Annotated in this window: 22 protein-coding genes and 1 riboswitch; of the genes, 10 read left to right on the top strand and 12 right to left on the bottom strand. The window is 51.0% G+C overall.

The genetic code is table 11. The features are described 5' to 3' along the window. Positions 1 to 26: 26 nt before the first annotated feature. Positions 27 to 1,694, bottom strand: a complete 1,668-nt coding sequence (locus tag LA337_19890; GenBank protein UBI15398.1) for a flotillin family protein — start codon at positions 1,692 to 1,694, stop codon at positions 27 to 29. Positions 1,695 to 1,717: 23 nt separating this feature from the next. After that, entirely contained in the window at positions 1,718 to 2,347 is a 630-nt protein-coding gene (locus tag LA337_19885; protein ID UBI15397.1) for a YqiJ family protein, read from the bottom strand. Positions 2,348 to 2,607: 260 nt separating this feature from the next. On the opposite strand from LA337_19885, the gene glgS reads away from it, so the two are divergent. Further along, complete coding sequence (gene glgS / locus LA337_19880; protein ID UBI15396.1) at positions 2,608 to 2,814, top strand: cell surface composition regulator GlgS; 207 nt, start codon at positions 2,608 to 2,610, stop codon at positions 2,812 to 2,814. A gap of 32 nt (positions 2,815 to 2,846) precedes the next feature. On the opposite strand, the gene ubiK is transcribed toward glgS, so the two are convergent. Beyond that, complete coding sequence (gene ubiK / locus LA337_19875) at positions 2,847 to 3,143, bottom strand: ubiquinone biosynthesis accessory factor UbiK (protein UBI15395.1); 297 nt, start codon at positions 3,141 to 3,143, stop codon at positions 2,847 to 2,849. A gap of 132 nt (positions 3,144 to 3,275) precedes the next feature. Continuing rightward, positions 3,276 to 3,425: riboswitch (FMN riboswitch) on the top strand. A 106-nt stretch (positions 3,426 to 3,531) separates the two neighbouring features. Between ubiK and ribB the strand changes: the two genes are divergently transcribed. Then, the gene (gene ribB / locus LA337_19870) at positions 3,532 to 4,185 is read left to right on the top strand and encodes a 3,4-dihydroxy-2-butanone-4-phosphate synthase (protein ID UBI15394.1); all 654 of its coding nucleotides are present in this window, start codon (positions 3,532 to 3,534) and stop codon (positions 4,183 to 4,185) included. A 59-nt stretch (positions 4,186 to 4,244) separates the two neighbouring features. Here ribB and LA337_19865 read toward each other — a convergent pair whose 3' ends face one another. The 5 genes from LA337_19865 to zupT all read right to left on the bottom strand — a co-directional run bounded on the left by LA337_19865 (position 4,245) and on the right by zupT (position 11,028). Then, positions 4,245 to 5,318: a fimbrial protein gene (locus LA337_19865; protein UBI15393.1), complete on the bottom strand. Its 1,074-nt coding sequence runs from the start codon at positions 5,316 to 5,318 to the stop codon at positions 4,245 to 4,247. Further along, positions 5,315 to 6,046 (bottom strand): molecular chaperone, encoded by a 732-nt coding sequence (locus LA337_19860; GenBank protein UBI15392.1) that lies wholly within the window; start codon positions 6,044 to 6,046, stop codon positions 5,315 to 5,317. Before LA337_19860 ends, LA337_19865 begins: the two co-directional genes overlap by 4 nt. A 13-nt stretch (positions 6,047 to 6,059) precedes the next feature. Further along, the gene (locus LA337_19855) at positions 6,060 to 8,507 is read right to left on the bottom strand and encodes a fimbrial biogenesis outer membrane usher protein (GenBank protein ID UBI15391.1); all 2,448 of its coding nucleotides are present in this window, start codon (positions 8,505 to 8,507) and stop codon (positions 6,060 to 6,062) included. A gap of 67 nt (positions 8,508 to 8,574) precedes the next feature. Beyond that, the gene (locus tag LA337_19850; protein ID UBI15390.1) at positions 8,575 to 9,138 is read right to left on the bottom strand and encodes a fimbrial protein; all 564 of its coding nucleotides are present in this window, start codon (positions 9,136 to 9,138) and stop codon (positions 8,575 to 8,577) included. A gap of 1,116 nt (positions 9,139 to 10,254) precedes the next feature. Beyond that, complete coding sequence (gene zupT, locus LA337_19845) at positions 10,255 to 11,028, bottom strand: zinc transporter ZupT (protein UBI15389.1); 774 nt, start codon at positions 11,026 to 11,028, stop codon at positions 10,255 to 10,257. Between the two features lie 147 nt (positions 11,029 to 11,175). Between zupT and ygiD the strand changes: the two genes are divergently transcribed. After that, entirely contained in the window at positions 11,176 to 11,964 is a 789-nt protein-coding gene (gene ygiD / locus LA337_19840) for a 4,5-DOPA dioxygenase extradiol (protein UBI15388.1), read from the top strand. A gap of 85 nt (positions 11,965 to 12,049) precedes the next feature. On the opposite strand, the gene LA337_19835 is transcribed toward ygiD, so the two are convergent. The 3 genes from LA337_19835 to tolC all read right to left on the bottom strand — a co-directional run bounded on the left by LA337_19835 (position 12,050) and on the right by tolC (position 15,522). After that, positions 12,050 to 13,210 carry a glutathionylspermidine synthase family protein gene (locus tag LA337_19835; GenBank protein UBI15387.1) on the bottom strand — a complete coding sequence of 387 codons (1,161 nt, stop codon included), beginning with the start codon at positions 13,208 to 13,210 and terminating at the stop codon, positions 12,050 to 12,052. Between the two features lie 5 nt (positions 13,211 to 13,215). After that, on the bottom strand, positions 13,216 to 13,893 hold the full coding sequence (locus tag LA337_19830) for a DUF1190 family protein (protein UBI15386.1): 678 nt from the start codon (positions 13,891 to 13,893) through the stop codon (positions 13,216 to 13,218). A gap of 147 nt (positions 13,894 to 14,040) precedes the next feature. Next, positions 14,041 to 15,522, bottom strand: a complete 1,482-nt coding sequence (gene tolC / locus LA337_19825; GenBank protein UBI15385.1) for an outer membrane channel protein TolC — start codon at positions 15,520 to 15,522, stop codon at positions 14,041 to 14,043. Between the two features lie 205 nt (positions 15,523 to 15,727). Here tolC and nudF point away from each other — a divergent pair, with 205 nt between their 5' ends. The 5 genes from nudF to parE are packed head-to-tail and all read left to right on the top strand — an operon-like array spanning position 15,728 to position 20,133. After that, complete coding sequence (gene nudF / locus LA337_19820; protein UBI15384.1) at positions 15,728 to 16,360, top strand: ADP-ribose diphosphatase; 633 nt, start codon at positions 15,728 to 15,730, stop codon at positions 16,358 to 16,360. Beyond that, positions 16,357 to 16,779, top strand: a complete 423-nt coding sequence (locus tag LA337_19815) for a DUF1249 family protein (GenBank protein ID UBI18520.1) — start codon at positions 16,357 to 16,359, stop codon at positions 16,777 to 16,779. Before nudF ends, LA337_19815 begins: the two co-directional genes overlap by 4 nt. A 24-nt stretch (positions 16,780 to 16,803) precedes the next feature. Continuing rightward, a complete protein-coding gene (gene cpdA, locus LA337_19810) occupies positions 16,804 to 17,631 on the top strand; it encodes a 3',5'-cyclic-AMP phosphodiesterase (GenBank protein UBI15383.1) in 828 nt (275 codons plus the stop codon). Next, positions 17,631 to 18,212 (top strand): esterase YqiA, encoded by a 582-nt coding sequence (gene yqiA, locus LA337_19805; protein ID UBI15382.1) that lies wholly within the window; start codon positions 17,631 to 17,633, stop codon positions 18,210 to 18,212. The genes cpdA and yqiA overlap by 1 nt, the downstream gene beginning before the upstream one ends. A 28-nt stretch (positions 18,213 to 18,240) precedes the next feature. Beyond that, on the top strand, positions 18,241 to 20,133 hold the full coding sequence (gene parE, locus LA337_19800; protein ID UBI15381.1) for a DNA topoisomerase IV subunit B: 1,893 nt from the start codon (positions 18,241 to 18,243) through the stop codon (positions 20,131 to 20,133). A gap of 45 nt (positions 20,134 to 20,178) precedes the next feature. Here parE and LA337_19795 read toward each other — a convergent pair whose 3' ends face one another. Beyond that, positions 20,179 to 21,030: an AraC family transcriptional regulator gene (locus tag LA337_19795; protein ID UBI15380.1), complete on the bottom strand. Its 852-nt coding sequence runs from the start codon at positions 21,028 to 21,030 to the stop codon at positions 20,179 to 20,181. Between the two features lie 165 nt (positions 21,031 to 21,195). On the opposite strand from LA337_19795, the gene LA337_19790 reads away from it, so the two are divergent. Together LA337_19790 and LA337_19785 are read left to right on the top strand one after the other, a co-directional pair. Further along, positions 21,196 to 23,016, top strand: a complete 1,821-nt coding sequence (locus LA337_19790; protein ID UBI15379.1) for a DUF2264 domain-containing protein — start codon at positions 21,196 to 21,198, stop codon at positions 23,014 to 23,016. 10 nt (positions 23,017 to 23,026) lie between these two features. Then, the gene (locus LA337_19785; GenBank protein UBI15378.1) at positions 23,027 to 24,295 is read left to right on the top strand and encodes an oligosaccharide MFS transporter; all 1,269 of its coding nucleotides are present in this window, start codon (positions 23,027 to 23,029) and stop codon (positions 24,293 to 24,295) included. Positions 24,296 to 24,314 lie beyond the last annotated feature (19 nt).

Below are 24,314 nucleotides of genomic sequence, written 5' to 3'. Positions count from 1 at the left end.
GCGTTGCCATCCGGCAATTCTATATCTTATTCTTCAGTCGTTTTCTCAACAGGCTGTGGGCTGTTTTTCAGCGGATCGGCCAGCGCCGACAGCGAACCGCCGGACAAACCAATTTCATTTAACAGCGAGTCAATCAGCGGCGCTTGTGTACGATAGGCAAGAGCTGCGGATAATGCTTGCTCCGCCAGATTCCCACCGTTTACGTTACCTGCGGTCACTTCACCGACTGCACCGCCGCGATTGAGACCATCAACCTGAATAATCTTGATCCCATCGATAGACTTCATTGGCTCAACGGATTTCTCAATGACTGCTGGCAGGGACTGCAGCAGGGCCAGCTTAAATTTCAGACTGGTCTGTTCGTCGGAAAGCACGTTGATGGCATCGTTCAGCGCGCGTTGTGCTTCTGCTTCCGCCAGACCTTTTTTCCGCGTGGCTTCAGCCAGTTCAACAATCGCGGCGGCCTGCAATTCTGCCGCTTCTTTCTCCGCTTTCGCACGTACGGTTAGCTCAACGGCCTGTGTTTCCGCATCCTGCGCGGCGGCAATCAACGCCACCTGTTTGGCACGATCCGCTTCTGCAGTCTGACGGGTGGTTTCTACGTTTTGCTGGGCGCGAACCGCTTCGGCCAGCGCATCGTTAGCGCGTGCTTCAGCCTGAGACTGCTGTTCGGACTTGGCGGCAATAGCGATGGACTTGGTCTGGTTGGCGATCTCCGTTGCCTGCTGCTGTTCGATCTCTTTGATGCGAACTTCACGCTCGGCCTCGACTTTTCTTGAACGCACCGCCTGTTCGCGCTCGATTTCTGTTTCCTGAATCTGGCGTTCAGCAAGGATACGCGTCTGTTCAGCTTCACGATGACGTTCGGCTTCAAAGGCGGCAATTTTGGCGTTTTGCTCGGCCGTGCGGGTTTTCACCTGCTGCTCCTGCTCGAGCGTCATGAAGGCTTCCTGCTGCTCGATCTCCAGCTTGCGCGACAGCGCATCACGGTTTTTCTCTCGAACGGCAACTTCTACGTCCTGCTCGACTTCGTTACGTTCGCGACGACGACGTTCCGTTTCCTGGGTCAGCTTGGTCAGACCCTCGGCATCAAAGGCGTTATTGGGGTTGAAATGGACTTTTTCGGTCTGGTTAAAGTTGGTGAGTGAAACGCTCTCCAGTTCCAGGCCGTTTTTGGACAGGTCTTCCGCGACGGTATTTTGTACGCCCTGAACGAAGTTTTCACGCGTATCCTGCAGTTCATGCATGGTCATCTGCGAAGCAGTGGCACGCAGGGCATCGACAAACTTATCTTCTATTAGCACACGTAAATCCTCTGGTGACAGCGTTCGCTGTCCCAGCGTCTGTGCGGCGGTAGCAATACCTTCCACAGACGGTTTTACACGCACGAAAAAGGCGACGACGACATCCACGCGCATACGGTCTTTGGTGATGAGACTGTCGACAGTTGAACGGCTCACCTCAAGTTTGAGGGTGTTCATGTTGATAGGAATAATTTCGTGGAAGATAGGCATGACAATTGCGCCGCCGCTCATCACCACTTTTTGCCCGCCAAGGCCGGTACGCACAAACGCCTGTTCAGCAGACGCGCGGCGATACAGGCGGGCAAAAATAATCCCGATAATTACTAAGACGATCACCGCGACAATGGCGGTAAACATCCATGAAGGTAACATGCCAAAAACATCATCCATCTATAAGGTCCCTCTGTATAAAATTATAAAACAGTCGGCCAGGGGTTTAGCTCGGCCAGGTAACGCGTTGCAGAGAGTCGGCAAATAATCAGCACCTTGTCTCCTTTTTTGAATTCTTTGCCCGCTTCAGGCTCCAGCAGCACATAGTGGGTCTGCCCAAACTTGTCGGTAAATTTGCCTTCGCATGGGGTTCCGGCACTCGCAGAATGGCCGGTAATAATTGCCATGCTGCCGATAAACTCATCTTCAGCGAGGGCGGTGGTTTCATCCCGTGGCAACCAGGGGGCGATAATTTTCCCGCTGTAATGCACGGCGAAGACCGCAAAAATAAAGCTCACCGGCGCGAGCAGCAGATTGCTGAGCGGTGCTTGCCACAGCGTGACCCAGCCATGCTGAAGGAGGATACCGAAGAGTCCAAAGAAGCCTGCGAGTAAGCACAGTACGATCAGCGCCGGGATCCGCCCGATATTGAGATAGTGAAGCGCCTGGCCGATATTGCCGGAGGTCAGGGCATCGTAATGTTCGAGGTGAGCATCAAGCGCACCTGAAAGAAAATGGCCAAAAATCAGAGAGATGATTTCCAGTAGGCCAATCAGCAGTACAAATGAAATAGCAAACAGGTAGGGGCTGTTGTAATCCGTGAATAATACCAAGTTGTTTCCTCCTGTTACTGCGTTCCCTGTCAGTATCAAAAGTAATGGTTTTACCCCTTACTTTTACATGTCGTTACAATAACATGCGTCACCCTGACCTTAAATCCGAAAAGGGGGTCATCCCCCTCTTAGATTTCGTAGGAAACTGTGAAGCAGACGGTTTTTTTGCGCACAATATGTACAGAATAACTTCGTATCCAGGGAAATACTGAAATTAGAAAAAGCATATGGCCTTAGCAGATATTCAATAACTGGAGGGTATGCTCATGAACAGCAATATGTATTCAATGAACAATTTCGATTTCCTGGCCCGTAGTTTTGCCAGGATGCAGGCTGAGGGCCATCCCGTTGATATCCAGGCGATAACTGGGAACATGGATGAAGAACATCGTAGCTGGTTTTGCAAACGCTATGCGCTGTACTGCCAGCAGGCTACAGAGGCCAGGAAGCTAGAACTGGAACACTAACAGAAAAACGGGCCTTGCGGCCCGTTGTCGTTTTACTCTTGCGGATCGACTGGCGGGATCGCGGGGGCAGGCTTAACTTCTGCCGTTTTTTCACGCGACTCCAGCTCAGTCAGACGTTGCTCAAGCAGCGCCAGTTTTTCACGGGTACGCAGCAAAACCTGAGTCTGTACATCAAACTCTTCACGGCTTACCAGATCCAGACGGGTTAGCTGTGACTGCAGCGTTTGACGAATTTTCTTCTCGACGTCTTCGCCAAACTCGCGGATCCCTTTCGGCATCGACTCGTGAACCTGACGAGCAATCTGCTCAATTTTTTTCGGGTCAATCATTGTGGTTTCCCTGAACTGGTACGTGTTGCTGCCTATTGTAGTGCGAACTGGCACAGGCATAAACCAGAATTGTGTGAAGCTAAGACGAGCAAAGGCGTTGATGAAGGTAATCAATAGCGTTATAGTTAACCCGCTTATTCTCAGGGCGGGGCGAAATTCCCCACCGGCGGTAAATCAACGAATGTTGAAAGCCCGCGAGCGCTTTTTGTTACGGCAAAAAGGTCAGCAGATCCGGTGTAATTCCGGGGCCGACGGTTAGAGTCCGGATGGGAGAGAGTAACGATCCAGTCGGGCATGGACCCGCTCACGTTATTTTTTTGCCGCTTAGACGGTACTCCTAAGACTGCCCTGATTCTGGTAACCATAATTTTAGTGAGGTTTTTTTACCATGAATCAGACGCTACTTTCCTCTTTTGGTACGCCTTTCGAACGTGTTGAACATGCGCTGTCTGCGCTGCGTGAAGGACGCGGTGTGATGGTGCTTGACGACGAAGATCGTGAAAACGAAGGCGATATGATTTTCCCGGCAGAAACCATGACCGTTGAACAGATGGCGCTGACCATCCGCCACGGCAGCGGTATTGTATGCCTGTGCATCACTGAAGACCGACGCAAACAGCTCGATCTGCCAATGATGGTGGAAAATAACACCAGCGCCTACGGTACCGGTTTTACCGTGACCATTGAAGCAGCAGAGGGCGTGACCACCGGTGTTTCCGCTGCGGACCGTGTGACTACGGTGCGTGCGGCAATTAAGGATGGCGCCAAACCTTCCGATCTTAACCGTCCGGGGCACGTTTTCCCGCTGCGTGCTCAGGCAGGCGGCGTGTTGACTCGCGGTGGTCATACTGAAGCAACCATCGACCTGATGACGCTGGCAGGGTTTAAACCGGCAGGCGTGCTGTGCGAACTGACTAACGACGATGGCACCATGGCGCGTGCGCCAGAATGCATCGAATTTGCCGGCAAGCATAATATGGCGGTGGTTACTATCGAAGATCTGGTGGCCTACCGTCAGGCGCATGAGCGCAAAGCCAGCTAATCGCAAGACGAACGGGTAAAACAGCAAAAAGCCGATGCAATGTCATCGGCTTTTTGCGCTTAGTTGTAGTTAATTTTAAATAATACTACCGTTTCGAAAGGGCCAGTCTTTACGGTATCGCCAGTCACCTGGCTTAATTCAGCCTGATAACTTTTCTCTCTGGTCAGTAATTCTGTATCGAATTCAGCATACTCAGAGTAGGCGTTATAGGTTGAGAGCGTATTATCTTCCGTATTGCGTATTTTTAATTGTAAACCATTGCCGATTCTTAAGGATGTGTCATTTTCTGCCAATTCTTCTGTGGTATAGAATGATGATGAAACCTTAAACGTATCGGTACATCCACTGTCAGAATTCAGATTCTTGGTTGTTTTAATCGAGAACGCTTTTGTCAGCGTTTTGGCGTTAATCTCCATATTATTGAAGGTGCCAAAATCAATAGTCTGATTTTCCGGGAAAATATTGAATTTCACGCTACAGTCCAGCACGCGAATTTGATCTAAGCCGGTGACGTGATATTTCAGGTTCGAGGCATCCGGGCTGACGTTAATCCCGCCAACACCATCAAACTGCACCAGAATATAATCACCGATGCTACTGGCGTAGTCGTGGGGGGGCATCGAAATCACTTTTACGTACAGGCGCATGCGGGCAATGAACGTTCTTGAATAGTGCGTATCTTCTGCATTACCTGAACAGAGATAATGTTCCCAACCGCTGGCTTTGATTTGCGCGGGGGTATAGATCTTAAGCTTCTGATTATCAATGCACTGATGTGTATCAATATTGACCGCACCTTGCGTGGCGTCATAATCAACGCCTTCATAGGTGACGCCAAGTTGATAATAGGTATCGTTGACTGAGGTGTAGGGGTTGACCCAAGCGTAGACGTTTTCGCTGCTATAAGCATTTTCGGAGGTTGCGTTATCGCAGTAGACGGGGATTTTTATATCGTTGCTTTCCCAGATTTTGTCCCCGGGTTTGGCGTTGTTAGGGACTGCAAACGGCTCGATAGCGGTATAACCTTCAACAGGACCACCGGTGGCTCCCAGATAGCAGTGAACCGCCAGCGCTGAACGAAAAGGGAGCGCGATGAATATTAACAGCAGAAATAACCGTAGCGTGCGGATCATTTTCTGGCCTCCGGCACGATAAGATCGCATTGACCATGGCATTTCACGTTCAGCATGCGCAGTCCGCCATAATCATCCATATATCCCAGTGCGAACGCATTTCCGTTATAACCGCCGGCATTTAATGTAACAGAGGAAAAAGGGGCAATCATTTTACTGCTAAAGCCTGACAATTGGCTTTTGCTGTCTTTGCCAAAAAAAGCCAACGTAATGTAGTAGGCGGTAGGATTATTAACCAACAGCGTATTTCCCTGTTGGCTAACTTTGAGCTGAAGTTCAACTTCACTACCCGGCTTTTTCTTCAAAGCCGCTGGACGCCAGAATAATTTCAACTGGGATTGCAGCGCCATCTGCACGATGGCATTGTTGCCTTTATTTTCTGGTGCAGGTGGAATTTCCCTAACATTAAAGTAAAACAGTGATTCCCGATCCTGAGGAAGCGAGCGTGCTTTATCTTGCTTAACAATTCTCACCTGCGAAATTGCCCCAGGGTTTAACCGCTGTATTGGGGGCAGGGCGACTAAAAAAGAGTCATCCTTATTACCTTTTTCATCTTCAATCCACGAGTAAGCAAGATAAGGTAACTGCTTGCTCTGGTTTTCAATTTTCAGACTGCTGGCCTTATCGTTGCCGTTGAAGATAATCCGCGTTCTGTCAGGCTGAATTGCCGCCTGGCTGGTGAGCGATAAGGCGAGTAATACAATTGGTAATCCTTTGAATAATGCCATTTTTCATCCTTAATTAATGACAAGGTAAAATCAGATACTGGGTGGAGATATCCAGCGCGTCTGGCAAAGTGATGGTGCAAGTCTGTTTGTCACCCCACATCACCGTAAACTGCTGTCCACTGTCGACACCGCCAAGCCAGGCATGACCATCTTCGCTGACCATTCCTACTTCTGAGTTGTTTTCAATTTGACGTACGATCGCGCCGAGTGGCGGGAAGTCGCCATTTTCCATTCTGATAGCGACGGTAATATTTTTGCCTGAGCGTGATACCAGTGATTTGTAGCCAATGGCGCCTTCGGTCCAGGTCTGACAGGTGATCGTTTCATCAACGGTAACGCCGTCAGGCAGATCGTTCATATTGACGGCGATGGTTGAGGGCTGATAACTGGAAATCATCGGCACAACGGCATAGCCAAAATGGTTTGTACGGTTGCTGTCGCCCTGCACAGGAATGTCGGCAACGCCGTCGGCCCCGACCATGACTCTGGGTTCATTGCCAAAGCTGCGGCGATGTAACGCGATGCCGTTGCCCGTTGCGGTCATTGAGCCGTTCCAACTGGCGCTGGCAGAGGTGTAGTCGCTGGCGGCATAGCTTCCGGAGAACTGCAGTTCTCCTGCAGGGGTGGTATGTTGGTAATTTCCCCTGAACTGCGCGCCGTTGTTCGGCCTGTCGGTCGCGGTTCCTGCTGATACGCCCCAGGTGTTGTGTGGATCGGAGGAGTCATTCCACGAGAGTGTATTGGTAGTGTTGCTGCTATTACGCATGTCGTAATTCAACCGTCGACCATAGTCGAAAGGAACGGAGAGCGAAACGTAAACCTGCTTGTCGTTATCACTCTCCTCGTAGTGCGTTGTACTGAAGGATGTCGACAGCGATAAGCCTTTCCAGTCACCGAGATCGAAATTAAAACCGGCGGTCACCGACGCGGTAGTGGAGCTGTCACCATCCCACCATTGCTGGCGCAGTGCGCTGACGTACAGGTTCATCCGCAGCGGATCGATCGGCTGGTTGAAAGAGATGCTTACGGTCTGCTTCTCGTCCTGAGTATCCGCATTATTGAATTGATGGGCGACAAAGTTGGCATAGCTATGAAATTCGCGCTCGGAGAAACGATATGCCGCGAGTGAAACCTGACTGTTGGTCGCATCAAAGCGTTTACTGTAGTTCAGTCGATAGCTGAGGCCACTTTCTTCATGGCCGTCATCGAACGTACTGCTGGAATGCGTAACATCAAAGGACACGGCCCCCAGCCACAGCATGTTCTGCCCAATTCCTAACGCCGCAGAGCGGTAATCGCTGCCTGCCGCGAGGATCCCGCCATACAGCGAGGTATTGGATAACATGCCCCATGAGGCTTCGCCGCTGACGAAGGTATCATCAATTACGTGATGCGAGATGTCCGGGCGGGCACGACCCGCCGCGATTTTATAACGGACCTGTCCTTCACGAGTCAGAAAAGGCGTGGAGGCGGCAGAAACCTGAAACGTGTTGGTGCGGCCATCTTCTTCGGTGATTTTTACGTCCAGCGTTCCCTGTACGGATTGATTAAGATCGGTAATGACAAAGGGGCCCGGGGCCACTTTTGTTTGATAAATCAAGCGACCGGAGTGGCTAACGGTGACGGTGGCATTGGTTTGCGCGATCCCGCTGATTTGTGGGGCGTAGCCACGTAATTCCCATGGCAGCATACGGTCGTCGCTCGCCATAGCCGCGCCATTATAAGAAAAGCCATCAAAGATATTGGAGCTTAAATCTGTCTCTCCCAGAGTGAGTTTGGCGCCCAGCGAAGGGAGAGGACGAAAAAGATAGGTGCGTGAAATACTCCGCGTTGTTTCGGTGCTTTCGTCGCTGCGGTTTTGGCTGACCTGATAATCGCTACGTAAGCGCCATGCGCCCATGTTCAGGCCCGCGGTGCCATAGGAGTTTAGGTTTTCTGTACTTCCACCTGCGTTGGGACGGTAGGTGCTGGCAAACAGGTTGTAGTCGAACAGCAGACCGTTCACGCCGTGATCCCAGGTTGAGGGCGGCATCCAGCTTTCTGATTTCCAGGCCAATAGCGACTGAGGAATACTGATATCCAGACGTTGATTCGCCATATCTAAGGTAAAGGTGATATCAGAGTATTCAGTGAAATCGACACACTCGTGCTGTACAGGCAGTGAACCTAAAATATTTTCTTTTAATCCCAGTTGCCCGGCGAGTTCAGATGGAATACAAGCGGCGACGCTCTCCCCCTGTTTTTCCCAGCTTATCTGACGACCTGAGGAGATTTGATTTTTATTTACGGCAACGGTAACAAAATAGCTTCCGGGAGCTATTGCGGAATCTTCTTTCAGCAAAGAGAGATCCACACTGTTGCGCATGGATTTATCCAGTACGTTCAGGTTGAATTCGACAGCCTGAGCGGAAAATGACAACAGCAACCCACATCCACAGGCCGCAATCTTGCAGGTATTCATGGCAATCCTTACCTATACCCAGTCGATGCAAGTGTTAGATGGTGGCCATCCGGCCACCATTGCGTGCTTACTTATAGGTAAGTCTGTAGGTTGCCGTTGCGGCGACGGCGCCCACGGTGACATCCGTTGCGCCCACTTTTTGCATATAGGCCATAAAGGGCAGAATTTGGGTCGCAGAACCTGCGCTTAAATCAATGGTCTTTGCGGTACCCAGAGTAATATTGGCACTCGTTTTATCGAGCAAACGTACACCAACATTCTGCGCGCCGCTGGCGAAAGTGTTGCTTAGCAGGCTGGTGTCTTCCGTTGTAACGCTGTCGCTGTTGAAGGTGACATCGACTTTGCTCACGGCTACGCCGCTACCGTTGTCTGAGTTTGGCAGGTCGCAGTTGATTAAATGCAGGCTGGAATCTACCGCATCAGAATGCCCGTTAGCATTAATGTAGGAGGCAGGTACTTCACCCAGTTCGACCTGCTTATCAATATCTTCAGGCAGGATAGCGCATGGGGCATTGATGATAGTACCGGTGAAGGTGATTTTGCCGCTACCGCCATCAACATCGGCGAAGGCATAGCCGGAGGTTAGTGCGGTGATGGCCAGTGCTAACAGCGCCTTATTTGCTGATTTCATATACATTCCTTTAGTGATGAAAATATCCTTGATATACAAGTTAAGGCACGAGGCCTTTTAAAAAATTATATCATCAGATATTCCCAGAATGTTCGTGCTCGTACTGAATTCAGAATTTGACGCGCTACCAATTAAATAATCATATATAATATAAATATTATATTTGCTTTGGTATTAAGAATCGGAATGTGTGATGGTTTATTATGTTTTCTTGTATTAAGGGCAGAAAGACATTTTTTTAAAAATGTGAGTTGGATGCACTATGTTTCTGAAAATCAGAATATATCAATATGGAAAAATTATCGTTGGTGTTAGGGGGATATATATGTGAAATGTTTTTAACTCGAAGAAGCACTAACACTTGAATTGTATAGCTATTGTGAGAAAAGCAGAAGTCTGATTACAGACCTCTGCCTTGGTTTACTCTGCAGTTTGTTTGGCTTTGACCACCTCCCACTCCCCAGTCAGCGCTCATAACCAATAGCAACAATCTGGTTGCAGGTTATTCGTTCGCAAATACCATTTTTATCATGTTCTTATGATGTCGATGAAATCAAAACCATATTGATAAAACTAATTTGATGACAGGCGCATTAGTTTTGACAGAGTGTATTATTTAACGTGCTAATATTTTTATATATTTGAATGGTATGTGTACCCTGGATTAAGGGTTTATTTATTACTGTGAAGTATGGGTTTATCAATATTGGTCTATTTTTTGTAACGCCGTTGGCTATTGGCATAGCTGCTGGTTTATATGATCGAAATCATATATTTGTTTGAGGAATATGCCACTATAGGAGTATGTCAGAATAAGGTTGTGTAAAATTTTAACGTTAAATGTTTAATGATGTTAAATTTTAAGGGTAAAAGAATGTTTATTGCCTGGTACTGGATTGTATTAATTGCACTCGTTGCGGTTGGTTATTATTGCCATATGAAGCGTTATTGTCGGGCATTTCGGCAAGATCGGGATGCATTACTCGAGGCGCGAAACAAACTCTTTCGTCATTCTGGCGAGGATAACAGCGCGGTTAAGGAACAGGAATAGTCCTTCACGTTCTGCTATGGATGAGCGGATGCTGTAAATTAGCAGGGTGGCATCCGCCCTATGAATTAGCCGATTCCCATGGACTGGAGGATGACGAGACTTAACCCCATCACCGACATGCCGCAAAGTACCCCATAACTGGGATTATTATTCGGGTCGATCTCTTTTGCCAACGGCATGAGTTCATCGACGGACAGCGCCACCATAATACCTGCAACTGCCGCCATTATTGCCGCCATCACCACCGGTGAGATTAAGCTCCCCAGAATTAACCACGCCAGTACGCCGCCCAGTATTTCCGCCATGCCCGAGATCCCGGCCCAGAATATCGCCGTACGTTTGGAGCCTGTAGCGGCATAGACCGGACCCGCAACGGCTAATCCTTCAGGAATATTGTGTAATGCGACGGCAAGGGCAATACCAAAGCCCAGCTCGAGGTTGCTGCTGGCGGTAACAAACGTTGCGATCCCTTCCGGAAAGTTGTGCAGGCTGATGCCGAGCGTTAATAAAATTGCGGTTCGTTTAATAGAGCCGGGCAGAGGCTGCGTTGTTTTCTGTACCAGATCCTGAGGGTGCGCGTGCGGCAATAGACGGTCCAGGCCAAAGTAGCCCAGTAAGCCAACGATGAACATTCCGTAGCCTAATACCGGTGACATGCCTACAGCGGCCAGCGCAGCTGGTAGCATCTCCATCAGTGAGATCAGTAACATAATCCCGGCGGCGAAGCCTAAAGAAAAGGCGAGAACGCGGTTGGAGGGCTTTTGCCCTAACACGCCGAGAAATGCGCCGATAAACGTGGCGGCACCTGCCAGTAAAGTCAGAAGTAAAGGTACTGACATCGACAAATAAAACTCCTTATCAATCTGCTTTGCGGATTAGATCGTCAAAATAACTGATGATCTTCATCATGGTTATCTGAGTTCTTCATCAACCGAATAAGCGTATTGTGGTGGTATCAAAATGACTCCCTCAGTAAGGATATCATCATGTCTTCAACTCGTATGCCAGCATTGTTTTTGGGCCATGGTAGCCCGATGAATGTTCTGGAAGATAACGTTTATACCCGTGCCTGGCAGCAACTGGGGGAAACGTTGCCGCGTCCGAAAGCCATTGTGGTTGTCTCGGCGCATTGGTTCACCCGTGGCACGGGCGTGACGGCGATGGAAGCGCCTAAAACGATCCACGATTTTGGCGGTTTTCCGCAGGCGCTGTATGACACGCATTACCCGGCTCCCGGTTCACCTGAACTGGCACAGCATCTGGTTGACCTGCTGGCACCGGTGCCCGTTACTTTAGATAAAGAGGCGTGGGGCTTTGACCACGGTTCATGGGGCGTGCTGATCAAGATGTACCCGAATGCGGATATTCCGATGGTGCAACTGAGCATTGACAGCACTAAACCCGCAGCCTGGCATTTTGAGATGGGTCGCAAGCTGGCGGCGCTGCGTGATGAGGGTATTATGCTGGTAGCCAGCGGTAACGTGGTACATAACTTGCGTACTGCGCGTTGGCACGGTGAAAACACGCCGTATCCATGGGCAACCTCATTCAATGATTATGTTAAGGCAAACCTGACATGGCAGGGACCGGTTGAACAGCACCCACTGGTGAACTATCTCGATCATGAAGGTGGATCGTTATCAAACCCGACGCCGGATCACTATCTGCCGCTGCTGTATGTATTAGGCGCGTGGGATGGCAAAGAGCCGGTGACTATTCCTGTTGATGGGATTGAGATGGGAAGTTTGAGCATGTTGTCGGTTCAGGTCGGATGAAGTATGCCCGCTGGCGCTACGCTTATCGGGCATTAAGTTCATGCTGAAGGCCGGGTAAGGCGGAGCCGCTACCCGGCACTCTCAATCATTCGACAAAAATATGCGGATAGAAACGCGAGAGATCCTGCGTGATCAACGCGCGGTCTTCGCGAATGCCGATACCCGCAGGTTGATCGTTGATCAGCCAGCTGCCGATCAGCATATAGCTGTCGCCAAACTTCGGTAGCTGATGGAACTGCTGGACGATCATACCTTCTTCACCGTACGGTCCTTCCACTGCTTCGATCGTTTTACCGTTTTCGATAATGGAAACGTTAGCGCCTTCACGCGAGAAGATCGGCTTGACGACGAATTTTTCCATCTGCGGATAGTCATCTTCGGCGAAATACGCAGGCAGCAGGTTCGGATGATCAGGGAACATTTCCCACAACAGCGGTAACAGCGCTTTGTTGGAGATGATGCTCTTCCAGGCTGGTTCCAGCCAGCGAACACCGGCATCTTCCAGCTTGGTGGAGAACATTTCACGCAGCATGAATTCCCACGGATACAGCTTGAACAGGTTAGCAATGACCTGATCCTGCATATCCGTGAACTGGCCTTTTTCACCAAGACCGATATCTTCGACATAGAGGAATTCAGTGGCGATTTCAGCTTCGGCAGCGCAATCCTGCAGATACTGGATCGTACCGCGATCTTCCACCGTATCGCGACAGCAGGTCAGATGTAGCAGTTGAAAACCATACTGCTCACGCAGCTCGGTGAAACGCTCGATCAGTTTTTCCTGCAAACTATTGAACTGATCGCTGCCTTCCGGCAGATTGCCTGCATTGAGCTGATCTTCCAGCCAGATCCACTGGAAAAACGCGGCTTCGTACAGTGAGGTTGGCGTATCGGCGTTGTTTTCTAAAAGCTTAGGCTCACCCGTACCGTCCCACGCCAGATCGAGGCGCGAGTAGAGCGACGGTTGCTGTGTCTGCCAGGACTGGCGGACAAAGCCCCAGGTATGCTTCGGAATGCGAAACTTCGTCATCAGCTCATCGCTGGCGATGACCCGTTCCACCACTTTGAGGCACATCTGATGCAGCTCTGCGGTGACCTCTTCCAGCTTTTCGACCTGAGCAAGCGTGAGCTTGTAGTACGCGTCTTCACACCAGTACGGCTCGCCGTACATCGTGTGAAAGTTGAAACCGTATTCGGTGGCTTTATCGCGCCAGTCCGGGCGCTCAACAATACTGACTCTTTCCATGACGGTCAGCCGCCCATTGAACGTGTGGTGGTACCGCTTGCGCTACGCTGCATGGTGCTCTGTTTAGCCACAGATTCGCCAAATCCACCGCGGGTTACGGTAGAGGTGGTGGCCGGTTTCGGCGCCATGGCGGTTTTCGGTACGGTCATGGTGCGACCCGGCGTTGCTGCGCCGTAGTTTTTGCCGCCTGCATCCGTATATTTGCCGTATGCCGGGCTGGCCGGATTTTTCGAGCTGAACAGCGGCTGCTGAGCACCCATACCGCCACCCATCATGCGGCCCATCATATAACCGGCCATCAGCGGCATCCAGAAGCTGCCGCTGCTTTGATTCTGCGCCTGAGCCTGACCTTCACCGGTCGGCGCCATACCTGCCTGTGCAGGTGCCTGCTGGCACTGGCCTTCGCCAAATTCAGCGATACAGTCTTCGCGAGTGGCGTATTTTGGCGCGGTGCGTTCAGCTTCTTTCAGCGCATTGTTAAACGCGGTGGTACATTCGGCGCTTTTACCCGGATTAGCTGCAGAGCAGTCGTCCGCGTTCTGATAAAGCGAAACCGTTTCGTCACTCTTTTCACAGCCCGCGAGCATAAACACAGCGGTAACTGCCAAAGCGACAGGAGTCAGGTGGCGTGCGCTCCAGCTTTTGCGGAACGAGGCGTGATGTATAGATTTTGTCCGTTTCATTTATGTCTTCCAGGACCCAGTGGTAACTCTGCTCAGAATAGAGGATGACTGGTCGAAATTGAAGCGGGAAGAGGCGAGAATGCGGAAGAAGAGGCGGATCTTTACGTTGTCTTACGTTCAGACGGGGCCGAAGCCCCGTCATCAGCATCAGTTACGGAACGGGTTGTTGCCGTTGCTGCTGGTTGAACGTGCGGCCGTTGGCTGAGCCGCAGGCATATTGCCCGTGCTGTTAAAGTCATTCACCGCGGCATCTTGCTGCGGATTTTGCGGTGCTACGCTATCCGGAGAAGTTGGGATCGGTTTACCCAGCGTATTGTTCAGCGCCACCAGATCCTGCTCGTTCAGCGTACCGAGCGCAGATTTGACGTTAAGCTGATTAATAAGATAGGTATAACGCGCATTAGCCAGCTGTTGCTTAGCGTTGTACAGCGTGGTGGTGGCATCCAATACATCCACGATGGTACGGGTACCTACGGAATAGCCGGCTTCCATTGCATCTAAAGAGCTTTGGGCAGAGACAACCGCTTGTTTGTACGCGTTAATGCTACTGATGGAAGCATTAATGTTGTTGAACGAAGAACGCACGGTTTGCACCACGCTGCGGTGCGCGCTTTCCAGTTGTTCGCTCGCGCCAACAAAGTTGTACTGCGCTTGTTTCACCTGCGAGTTAACCATTCCGCCCTGGTACAGCGGCAGCGAGAAGCTCAGACCGATTTTGTTCTGGCCCATGTTGCTGTCGTCATACTGGGAACCAGTTGCACCACGGGTTTTAGACCCACTGTAAGAGGTATCAGAAACACCGGTAGAGGCAGTCAAATCCAGGGTCGGTAAGTGACCATCCTGCGCCTGACGAATCTGCTCACGCGCCAGATCCTGGCTCAAACGCGCCTGCAATAACGTCAGGTTGCGGTTTTCTGCTTCTTTCAGCAGTGCATTTACCGCCTGCGGTTTGTTGGTTTTAAAGCCGTCAACGTTCAGAGATGCCAGTTCCGGATAATAGTTACCGGTTACCTGACGCAACTCTTCCACAGCGTTATCCAGATTGTTACGCGCGGTAACTTCGTTCGCCAGCACGGTATCGTATTGTGAACGGGCGTTTTGCACGTCAGTGATGGCGACCAGGCCAACGTTAAAACGCTGTGTGGTCTGATCTAACTGACGATAGACCGCATCTTTTTGCGCCTGAGTGTAAGACAGCACGTCAATCGCGTTCAATACTTTAAAATAAGCGGTAGCGGTATTCAGGATCAGCGTTTGCTGATCGGTCTGATACGTTACGTCCTGGATGCCGGCTGATTTTTCTTGCAGCGTCAGGGCGCGCCATTTAGACATGTCGAACAGCGTCTGAGTCAATTGTAATGACGCGCTGGTTGCGTTGGAGTTGACGCCATTTGCATCACGGTAGCCATTGCTGTAGGTGTAATCGGCACCTAAACCCAGTTGCGGCAGTAATGGGCTACGCGCTTCGTTAATTTTTTCGAATGCAGCATCGCGATCGGCGGCGGATTTACGCAATTCCGGGTTGCTCAGGCGTGCTTGCTGATAAACCTGCATCAGGTTTTCTGCCTGGCTCAAAGTACTGAACCCCGACAGGCTCAGGCCGATAAGGATGGGGAGCAATTTCTTCATTTGCATTCCTTGTTGTGAAGCAGTATTTAGCGCTGATCAAATTGTAAAAATATTTGCTGATTCTAGCAGAATCCGCCACTTCAAAAAGTTGGCGTTACGTGCCATACGGCGTTAATTTGCATCAATTTAACACAAGGGCGTTCAAACATCAGTCAAACGACCTTGAAATTCACATTTTAATCACTATTGGTTTCAGGACAGCACAATGCGTAAACCAGACAACTTGCCAATGACTTTCACTAAAAATGATGTAGAAATTATTGCACGAGAAACGCTATACCGCGGTTTTTTTTCATTGGATCTTTATCGGTTCCGCCATCGCCTGTTTAACGGCGGTATGAGCGGCGAGGTAAAGCGCGAAATTTTTGAGCGCGGACACGCGGCAGTCTTGCTACCCTTTGACCCTGAGCGGGACGAAGTTGTGCTGGTTGAGCAGATCCGCATCGCGGCGTTTGACACCAGCGAAAGCCCGTGGCTTCTGGAAATGGTAGCCGGGATGATCGAAGAGGGTGAAACCGTTGAGGATGTTGCCCGACGTGAAGCGATGGAAGAGGCCGGGCTGGACGTTAAACGTACGAAGCCCGTTCTGAGCTATCTGGCAAGCCCGGGCGGCACCAGCGAGCGCCTGTCTATTTTAGTTGGCGAAGTGGACGCCACGACCGCGAGCGGGATCCACGGTCTGGCTGATGAAAACGAAGATATTCGTGTTCATGTGGTGAGTCGGGAGCAGGCTTACCAATGGGTAGAAGAGGGGACAATCGACAACGCGGCTTCTGTCATCGCCTTGCAATGGTTACAGCTGCACTATCAAGAGTTAAAAACTGAGTGGAAAAAATGAAGCGTTACACACCTGACTTCCCTGAAATGATGCGCCTGTGCGAAACCAACTATTCGCAATTGCGCCGCCTGTTGCCGCGTAATGACGCAGCCGGTGAAACAGTGAGCTATCAGGTAGCAAACGCACAATATCGGTTAACGATCGTTGAATCGACCCGATACACTACGCTTGTCGCGATCGAACAAACGGCACCGGCAGTCACTTACTGGAGCCTGCCGTCATTGACTGTGCGCCTGTATCATGACGCAAGGGTGGCTGAAGTGTGTTCGAGTCAGCAGATCTTTCGCTTCAAAGCGCGGTATGATTATCCAAATAAAAAGTTGCATCAACGCGACGAAAAGCATCAAATTAATCAGTTTCTGGCCGACTGGTTACGGTACTGTTTAGCACATGGAGCGATGGCGATTCCGGTTTATTAGCGTCGTGAAACCTAAGGACACCATTTGGAAAGCCTGTTAACCCTTCCTTTGGCTGGTGAGGCCAGAGTCAGGATCTTACAAATTACAGACACTCACCTGTTTGCCGAAAAGCATGAAACGCTGCTGGGTGTGAACACCTGGGATAGCTATCAATCCGTACTGGATGCAATACATGCAGAGTCGCCTGAGTACGATCTGATCGTCGCGACGGGGGATTTGGCGCAGGATCAATCCGCTGCGGCCTATCAGCATTTTGCTGAGGGCATCGCAAGTTTTCGTGCGCCCTGCGTTTGGCTACCGGGCAATCACGATTTTCAGCCAGCAATGTACAGCGCGCTTCAGGATGCAGGGATTTCCCCCGCTAAACGCGTCTTCATTGGCGAGCAGTGGCAAATCTTGTTGCTCGACAGTCAGGTGTTCGGCGTTCCACACGGTGAGTTAAGCGAATTTCAGCTAGAATGGCTGGAACGTAAACTTGCCGATGCGCCTGAGCGCAATACCTTACTGCTTCTGCATCATCATCCTCTGCCTGCGGGCTGTAGCTGGCTCGATCAGCATAGCCTGCGTAATGCCGCAGAGCTGGATAACGTGCTGGTGAATTATCCTCGCGCTAAATATCTGTTGTGCGGGCATATTCATCAGGAGCTGGATCTGAACTGGAACGGACGCCGCCTGCTGGCGACGCCGTCGACCTGCGTGCAGTTCAAGCCGCACTGTTCCAACTTCACGTTAGATACCATTAGCCCCGGCTGGCGGACGCTGGAGCTTTTTGCTGACGGGACGTTGCAGACTCAGGTACGTCGTCTGCAGGGTAATCGCTTCCACCCTGATACCGCTTCAGAAGGCTACTGATGTCTACGCTTCTCTATCTTCACGGATTTAACAGTTCTCCTCGCTCGGCGAAGGCGTGCTTGCTGAAAAACTGGCTGGCGGAGCACCATCCGCACGTTGAGATGATCGTACCGCAACTGCCGCCGTATCCGGCCCAGGCCGCAGAGATGCTGGAATCGATCATTCTTGAACATGGCGGAGAGTCGCTGGGCATTGTCGGTTCCTCGTTGGGAGGCTATTACGCCACCTGGCTGTCGCAATGTTTTATACTGCCAGCGGTGGTAGTGAACCCTGCTGTCCGACCTTATGAACTGCTGGTCGACTATCTCGGTCAAAACGAGAACCCCTACACGGGGCAGCAATATGTGCTAGAGTCACGCCATATTTACGATCTTAAAGTCATGCAGATTGACCCGCTGGAAGCGCCGGATTTGATCTGGCTGCTTCAACAAACGGGCGATGAAGTGTTGGACTACCGCCAGGCGGTGGCGTATTACGCCTCCTGCCGCCAGACAGTTATTGAGGGCGGAAACCACGCATTCACGGGCTTCGAAGATTATTTCAACCCGATTGTCGATTTCCTTGGACTGCACAGTTTCTGACGATCAATTCGAATTGCTTATTTAAACCATGACGCAAACTTATAACGCTGATGCCATTGAGGTACTCACTGGGCTTGAGCCGGTACGCCGTCGCCCGGGGATGTACACCGATACCACCCGTCCGAACCATCTTGGACAGGAAGTGATTGATAACAGTGTGGATGAAGCACTGGCGGGCCACGCGAAACGCGTGGACGTGATCTTACATGCCGACCAGTCTCTGGAAGTTATTGATGATGGCCGTGGCATGCCGGTAGACATTCACCCTGAAGAAGGCGTTCCGGCGGTAGAGCTGATCCTCTGTCGTCTGCACGCGGGCGGTAAATTCTCCAACAAGAACTATCAGTTCTCTGGTGGTTTGCATGGGGTGGGGATCTCTGTGGTTAACGCCCTGTCGAAGCGTGTGGAAGTGAACGTGCGCCGTGACGGGCAGGTATACAACATCGCGTTTGAGAACGGCGATAAGGTGCAGGATTTACAGGTTGTCGGTACCTGCGGTAAACGCAATACCGGAACCAGCGTGCACTTCTGGCCGGATGAAAGCTTCTTTGACAGCCCGCGCTTTTCCGTTTCGCGCTTAACGCACGTCCTGAAAGCTAAAGCGGTGCTGTGCCCGGGCGTTGAGATCACCTTCAAGGATGAGGTCAACAACAGCGAACAGCGCTGGTGCTACCAGGATGGTCTGAATGACTATCTGAGCGAAGCGGTGAATGGCCTGCCGACGCTTCCTGAAAAACCGTTTATCGGTAACTTTAGCGGTGAGACGGAAACTGTGGACTGGGCGCTGCTCTGGCTGCCTGAAGGCGGCGAGCTGCTGACCGAAAGCTATGTGAACCTGATCCCAACTATGCAGGGCGGTACGCACGTTAACGGTCTGCGTCAGGGTCTGCTGGATGCGATGCGCGAGTTCTGTGAATACCGCAATATCCTGCCGCGCGGCGTGAAGCTGTCGGCGGAAGATATCTGGGATCGCTGTGCTTACGTGCTGTCGGTAAAAATGCAGGATCCGCAGTTTGCCGGACAAACCAAAGAGCGCCTCTCTTCGCGTCAGTGTGCGGCATTCGTCTCTGGCGTCGTGAAAGATGCTTTCAGCCTGTGGCTGAACCAGAATGTGCAGTCGGCTGAACTGCTGGCTGAGATGGCGATTTCCAGCGCCCAGCGTCGTCTGCGCGCGGCGAAAAAAGTGGTGCGTAAAAAGCTGACCAGCGGTCCGGCGCTGCCGGGGAAACTGGCGGACTGTACCGCTCAGGATCTCAATCGCACCGAACTGTTCCTCGTCGAAGGTGACTCGGCGGGCGGATCGGCAAAACAGGCGCGCGATCGTGAATATCAGGCGATCATGCCGCTGAAAGGTAAGATCCTCAATACCTGGGAAGTTTCTTCCGATGAAGTGCTGGCCTCGCAGGAAGTTCACGATATTTCGGTGGCGATCGGCATCGATCCGGACAGCGACGATCTGAGCCAATTGCGCTACGGCAAGATCTGTATCCTGGCGGATGCGGACTCCGATGGTCTGCACATCGCCACGCTGCTTTGCGCATTGTTTGTGAAACACTTCCGCACGCTGGTGAAACACGGTCACGTCTACGTGGCGCTGCCGCCGTTATACCGTATCGACCTTGGTAAAGAGGTGTATTACGCACTGACGGAAGAAGAGAAAGCGGGCGTGCTGGAGCAGTTAAAGCGCAAGAAAGGCAAGCCGAACGTGCAGCGCTTTAAAGGTCTGGGCGAAATGAACCCGATGCAGTTGCGTGAAACCACGCTGGATCCGAACACCCGTCGCCTGGTGCAGCTCATCATTGATGATGAAGACGATCAGCGTACCAACGCAATGATGGATATGCTGCTGGCCAAGAAGCGTTCTGAAGATCGCCGTAACTGGTTGCAGGAGAAAGGCGACCTGGCGGATCTCGAAGGATAATTGACCGTGAATGCCGGATGGCGGCGTAAACCGCCTTATCCGGCGTTACTGTTTATGCCGCTTGCGATACTGCAGCGGCGTCTCGCCAATGCCTTTGCCGAAGGCGCTGATAAAGTACGTCACCTCTGAAAATCCCACCTTTTGCGCAATCTCCCGCACGCTGATTTCACTGTGTAGCAGCGCTTCACAGGCTTTTCGCAGACGTAGAGTATTGAGATAGTCGAGAATGCTCTCGCCCGTTTCCATCTGGAAGCGGCGGGAAACATAGCTTTTTGATTTGCCCAGCTCCTGCGCCAGCGCCGCCAGACTAAATTTGTGGGTGTAATGCTCATCCAGCCAGAACATTACCTGACTGGCAATTCCACTGCTAATTTCTGGCATATTGCCGTTATCTTCGGGTAACAGGCTGAATAAATTAACTAACAGACAGGCAACCTGCTCAGTGTTCAGCGGCTTCTGTGCAGCCATTTTTTCATAACGGCTGAAAAGAAAATCAACATGGGTGTGGATATCCGCCGCGTCGACAACCCATGCTTCGCTGCCGCGCACGCTCAGATTTTGCAGATGCTGCTGAGTGTGCGGAAAGTCGCGTAGCACCTTCAGCACCGCATGTTGATCGAGATGAATAATGGTACGCCGATAACCATCCCGCGCCTGCTCGTCGACCCATATCTTGTGTAGGGTAAACGGCGGAAAAAAGAACATCCGTCCTGGTCGCATGGTGAACTGCTTATGGTCAACCGTGACCACGCCAAAGCCTTCTTCCACATACAGCACTTCCAGACACTGATGCCAGTGGTGGTAACGCACCGTATTGGCGAATAAACGGCTGAACGATGCAATCGCATCGTTGAGGGCGATCAGCTCCAGATGTTCTTGCTGTGAGGATAAGGTCATAGTGCAATAAATTTAAACTTTTGCCGCCGAATAGTAATTTATAAACCCTATTTTTAAATTTCCTCAATCGCTGTTTTACTTTAATGCTGGTGGTGTGATTGACGTAACATTTCTGCTGCTCTGCGATTCACTATTCTTTAGCCACTTAATTCAGAGGGGCAGAGTATGTGGTCAACAACTGAAGAAAAATCAAATCCATTGTCATCACGCGAAGACGTAACGTGCGCTGTTCACGCCATTTTGCGTGCGCTGGATCAGCAGTTTCCGGCGGGACAGGCTCAGTTTTCACTTGGCAATACCTGTGCTCACTACAGCGTGGATATTGCCTGTATGGAAGGACTTTCTCGGGCGCTGTGGGGACTGTTTCCGCTGATGGCGGGCGGGGCTGATGCGCCGTATGCCGAAAAATACATTCAGGCGATAAAACTTGGCACCGATCCGCAAAGTCCACACTACTGGGGGGAAACCGGCCCGTACGATCAGCGCCTGGTCGAGATGGCTGCATATGGTCTGGGTCTGGCATTGTTACAGACGCAACTGACGGACTGTTTCTCCTTGCGCGAACGTGAAAATCTGCATTGCTGGCTGAACCAGATAACCGACGCGCAAATGCCGGACAGCAACTGGAACTACTTTGCGATTATCGTTCAGCTTGGCTTCAAGCGGGCGGGTCTGCCTTATGATCAGGCTGCTATCGATCGCCGTTTTGAACTGATGGAAGCCTACTATCTCGGTGACGGCTGGTATTCCGATGGTCCCGGGCGTCCGAAAGATTACTACATCTCTATGGCCTTCCATTTTTATGGCCTGTTATATGCCACCCTAAGCCCCGATGATGCCGATCGTGCCGCCACTCTGCGTGAGCGCTCGCGTCTGTTTGCCGAAGATTTCATTTATCTGTCCGCAGCAGACGGCGCATCGGTGCCGTTTGGCCGCAGCCTGACCTACCGCTTTGCCATGGTTGCGTTCTGGAGCGCAGTAGCGTTTGCTGAACTGGATGTCTTTTCGCCAGGCGTCATTAAAGGCGTGATCCTGCGCCATTTGCGTTGGTGGCAGAAGCAGCCGATTTTCGATCGTGATGGCATTCTGACACTGGGGTTTGCCTATCCGAACCTGGCGATGTGCGAAGATTACAACTCGCCGGGATCGCCCTACTGGGCATTGAAGGTCTTTTTGATCCTCGCTCTGCCCGAGAAGCATCCCTTCTGGCAGGCTGAAGAGCAGGCCTTACCCGTACTTGACGAAAAACGGGTGATTACGCATGCCGCGCAGATCATGCAGCACAGTGAGCATTCTGAACATGTCACGATGCTGACCTCAGGCCAGCTTGAACTGAACAACTACGTCAATACCGAAGCCAAATACACCAAATTCGCCTACTCCAGCCGTTTCGGTTTCACCATTGAGCGTGGCCGTTACGGCATCAAACATGCGGCCTGTGACTCTATGCTGCTGTTGGCAGACGGCGATGGCTACTATCGTGGCCGTCGTCAGTGCGATGACGTTCGGGTTGATGAGAATTTTATCTGGTCCCGCTGGTCTCCCTGGCATGACGTTACCCTTGATACATGGCTGGTCCCGTTTGGTGAGTGGCATCTTCGTTTGCATCGTATTCACAGCGCGCGAAGCCTGCAAACGGTGGAAGGGGGATTTGCGGTAATGAAAGCCGAGCCTCAGCTACGAGATCGCGGCTGTCTCATTGCGGCACGTAATGGAACCAGCGTTATCGTTGATCTTTCACCGTCCATAGTTCGTCAGCCAGACAACGTGGTCACGCCGCCAAACAGCAGCATCATGTTCCCTGAATGCGCCTCGATCCCTGTGCTTACCGCCGAAATCCCACAGGGCGAAAGCTGGCTTTGCTGCGCCGTGAGCGCCAGTGGACAGCAAAGACAGTACGCCGCCGTTCCGCTGCTTTCTATCAACAATAGCCAGGTTGTTATTCAGCAGCCTGAAAGTGCACGCCAGTTGTCGTTCTTTTTATAGCGAGGATGGTATGAAAAATAGTTCAATGGGAAATCGGACTGAATATTATAAAATAAGTAGTTTTATATTCCTCTATTTCTTTACGTGGTCTGCAAGTATTGGTCTGCTGGCTATCTGGTTAGGGCAAAAAGCGCAATTGAGTGGTACGGTGATCGGCACCGTATTTGCCGTGAATGGTATTTTTTCGGTTATTCTGAAACCTATTTATGGCTATATTCTCGATAAAATAGGGATGAGTAAATATCTGCTCTATTTTGTCGTGGTGATGTCTGCATTAATGGCACCCTTTTTTATTTATGTCTATCAGCCATTATTACTGTCCAATACAATGCTGGGCATTATCGTTGGCGCGATTTACTTAAGCTTTGCGTGGTATGCCGGGGTGGCTGCCTGTGAATCGTATTCCGATCGCTACAGCCGCCTGAACGGCATGGAGTTTGGGCAAATCCGCATGTGGGGGTCACTTGGCTGGGCAGTGGCGTCATCGTTCTCTGGCCTGCTATTTAACCTCTCTCCGGCCTATAACTTTATGCTCGGCAGCGTGGCGTCGGTGGTGATGCTGGTTGTTCTGCTGAGTCTGAAAGTCAATGTCAATGCGGCCAACGCCTCGCAGGTGTTAACCAAAGAGAAAATCGCCCCGGCGGATGTGTACGCCCTGCTGCGAAATCGTAAATTCTGGGCATTCTGCCTGTATGTTGCAGGCGTAGCGTGGATGATGTTCATCGCTGAGCAGCAGTTCTCCCGCTACTTCGTCACTTTCTTCTCGGATGTGCATGAAGGGAACGCCGTGTTTGGCTATCTGGGGACCGTGCAGTCGGGAATGGAATTTGTCATGTACATGGTCATCCCGTTATTCGTCAATTATGTTGGTGCGAAGCGTGGCCTGCTGATTGTTGGGCTGCTGGTGGGCGCTCGGTTGGTTATCTCCGGTCTGTGTGACTCTCATCTGCTCATTTCTGTGCTGAAACCGCTATACGGTCTGGAGATCTGTTTATTACTGGTTTCCGTCTTTAAATATATTGCCGAGCATTTTGATAAACGGGTAAATGCGACCATGTATTTACTGGGTTATCAGGCCATGCTGTATGTCGGTAACGTGGTAGTTTCATCACCTGCTGGATTAATGTATGACCGGATCGGTTTTGAGAAGACATATATCATTATGGGCATTGTGGCGCTGATCTTTACATTAATATCAGCATTTACTTTATCTGCCTGTCAGAGCAAACGAGGCAAAAATATCGCTCTCGATATTGCTGAAAATAATCCTGCAAAATAATTTACGTAAGAAGGAACCG

This window comes from Citrobacter europaeus, assembly GCA_020099315.1.
Lineage (GTDB): Bacteria > Pseudomonadota > Gammaproteobacteria > Enterobacterales > Enterobacteriaceae > Citrobacter > Citrobacter europaeus.
The sequence above is the reverse complement of the archived record's forward strand: the minus strand, read 5'-3'. Positions and strand labels throughout refer to the sequence as shown.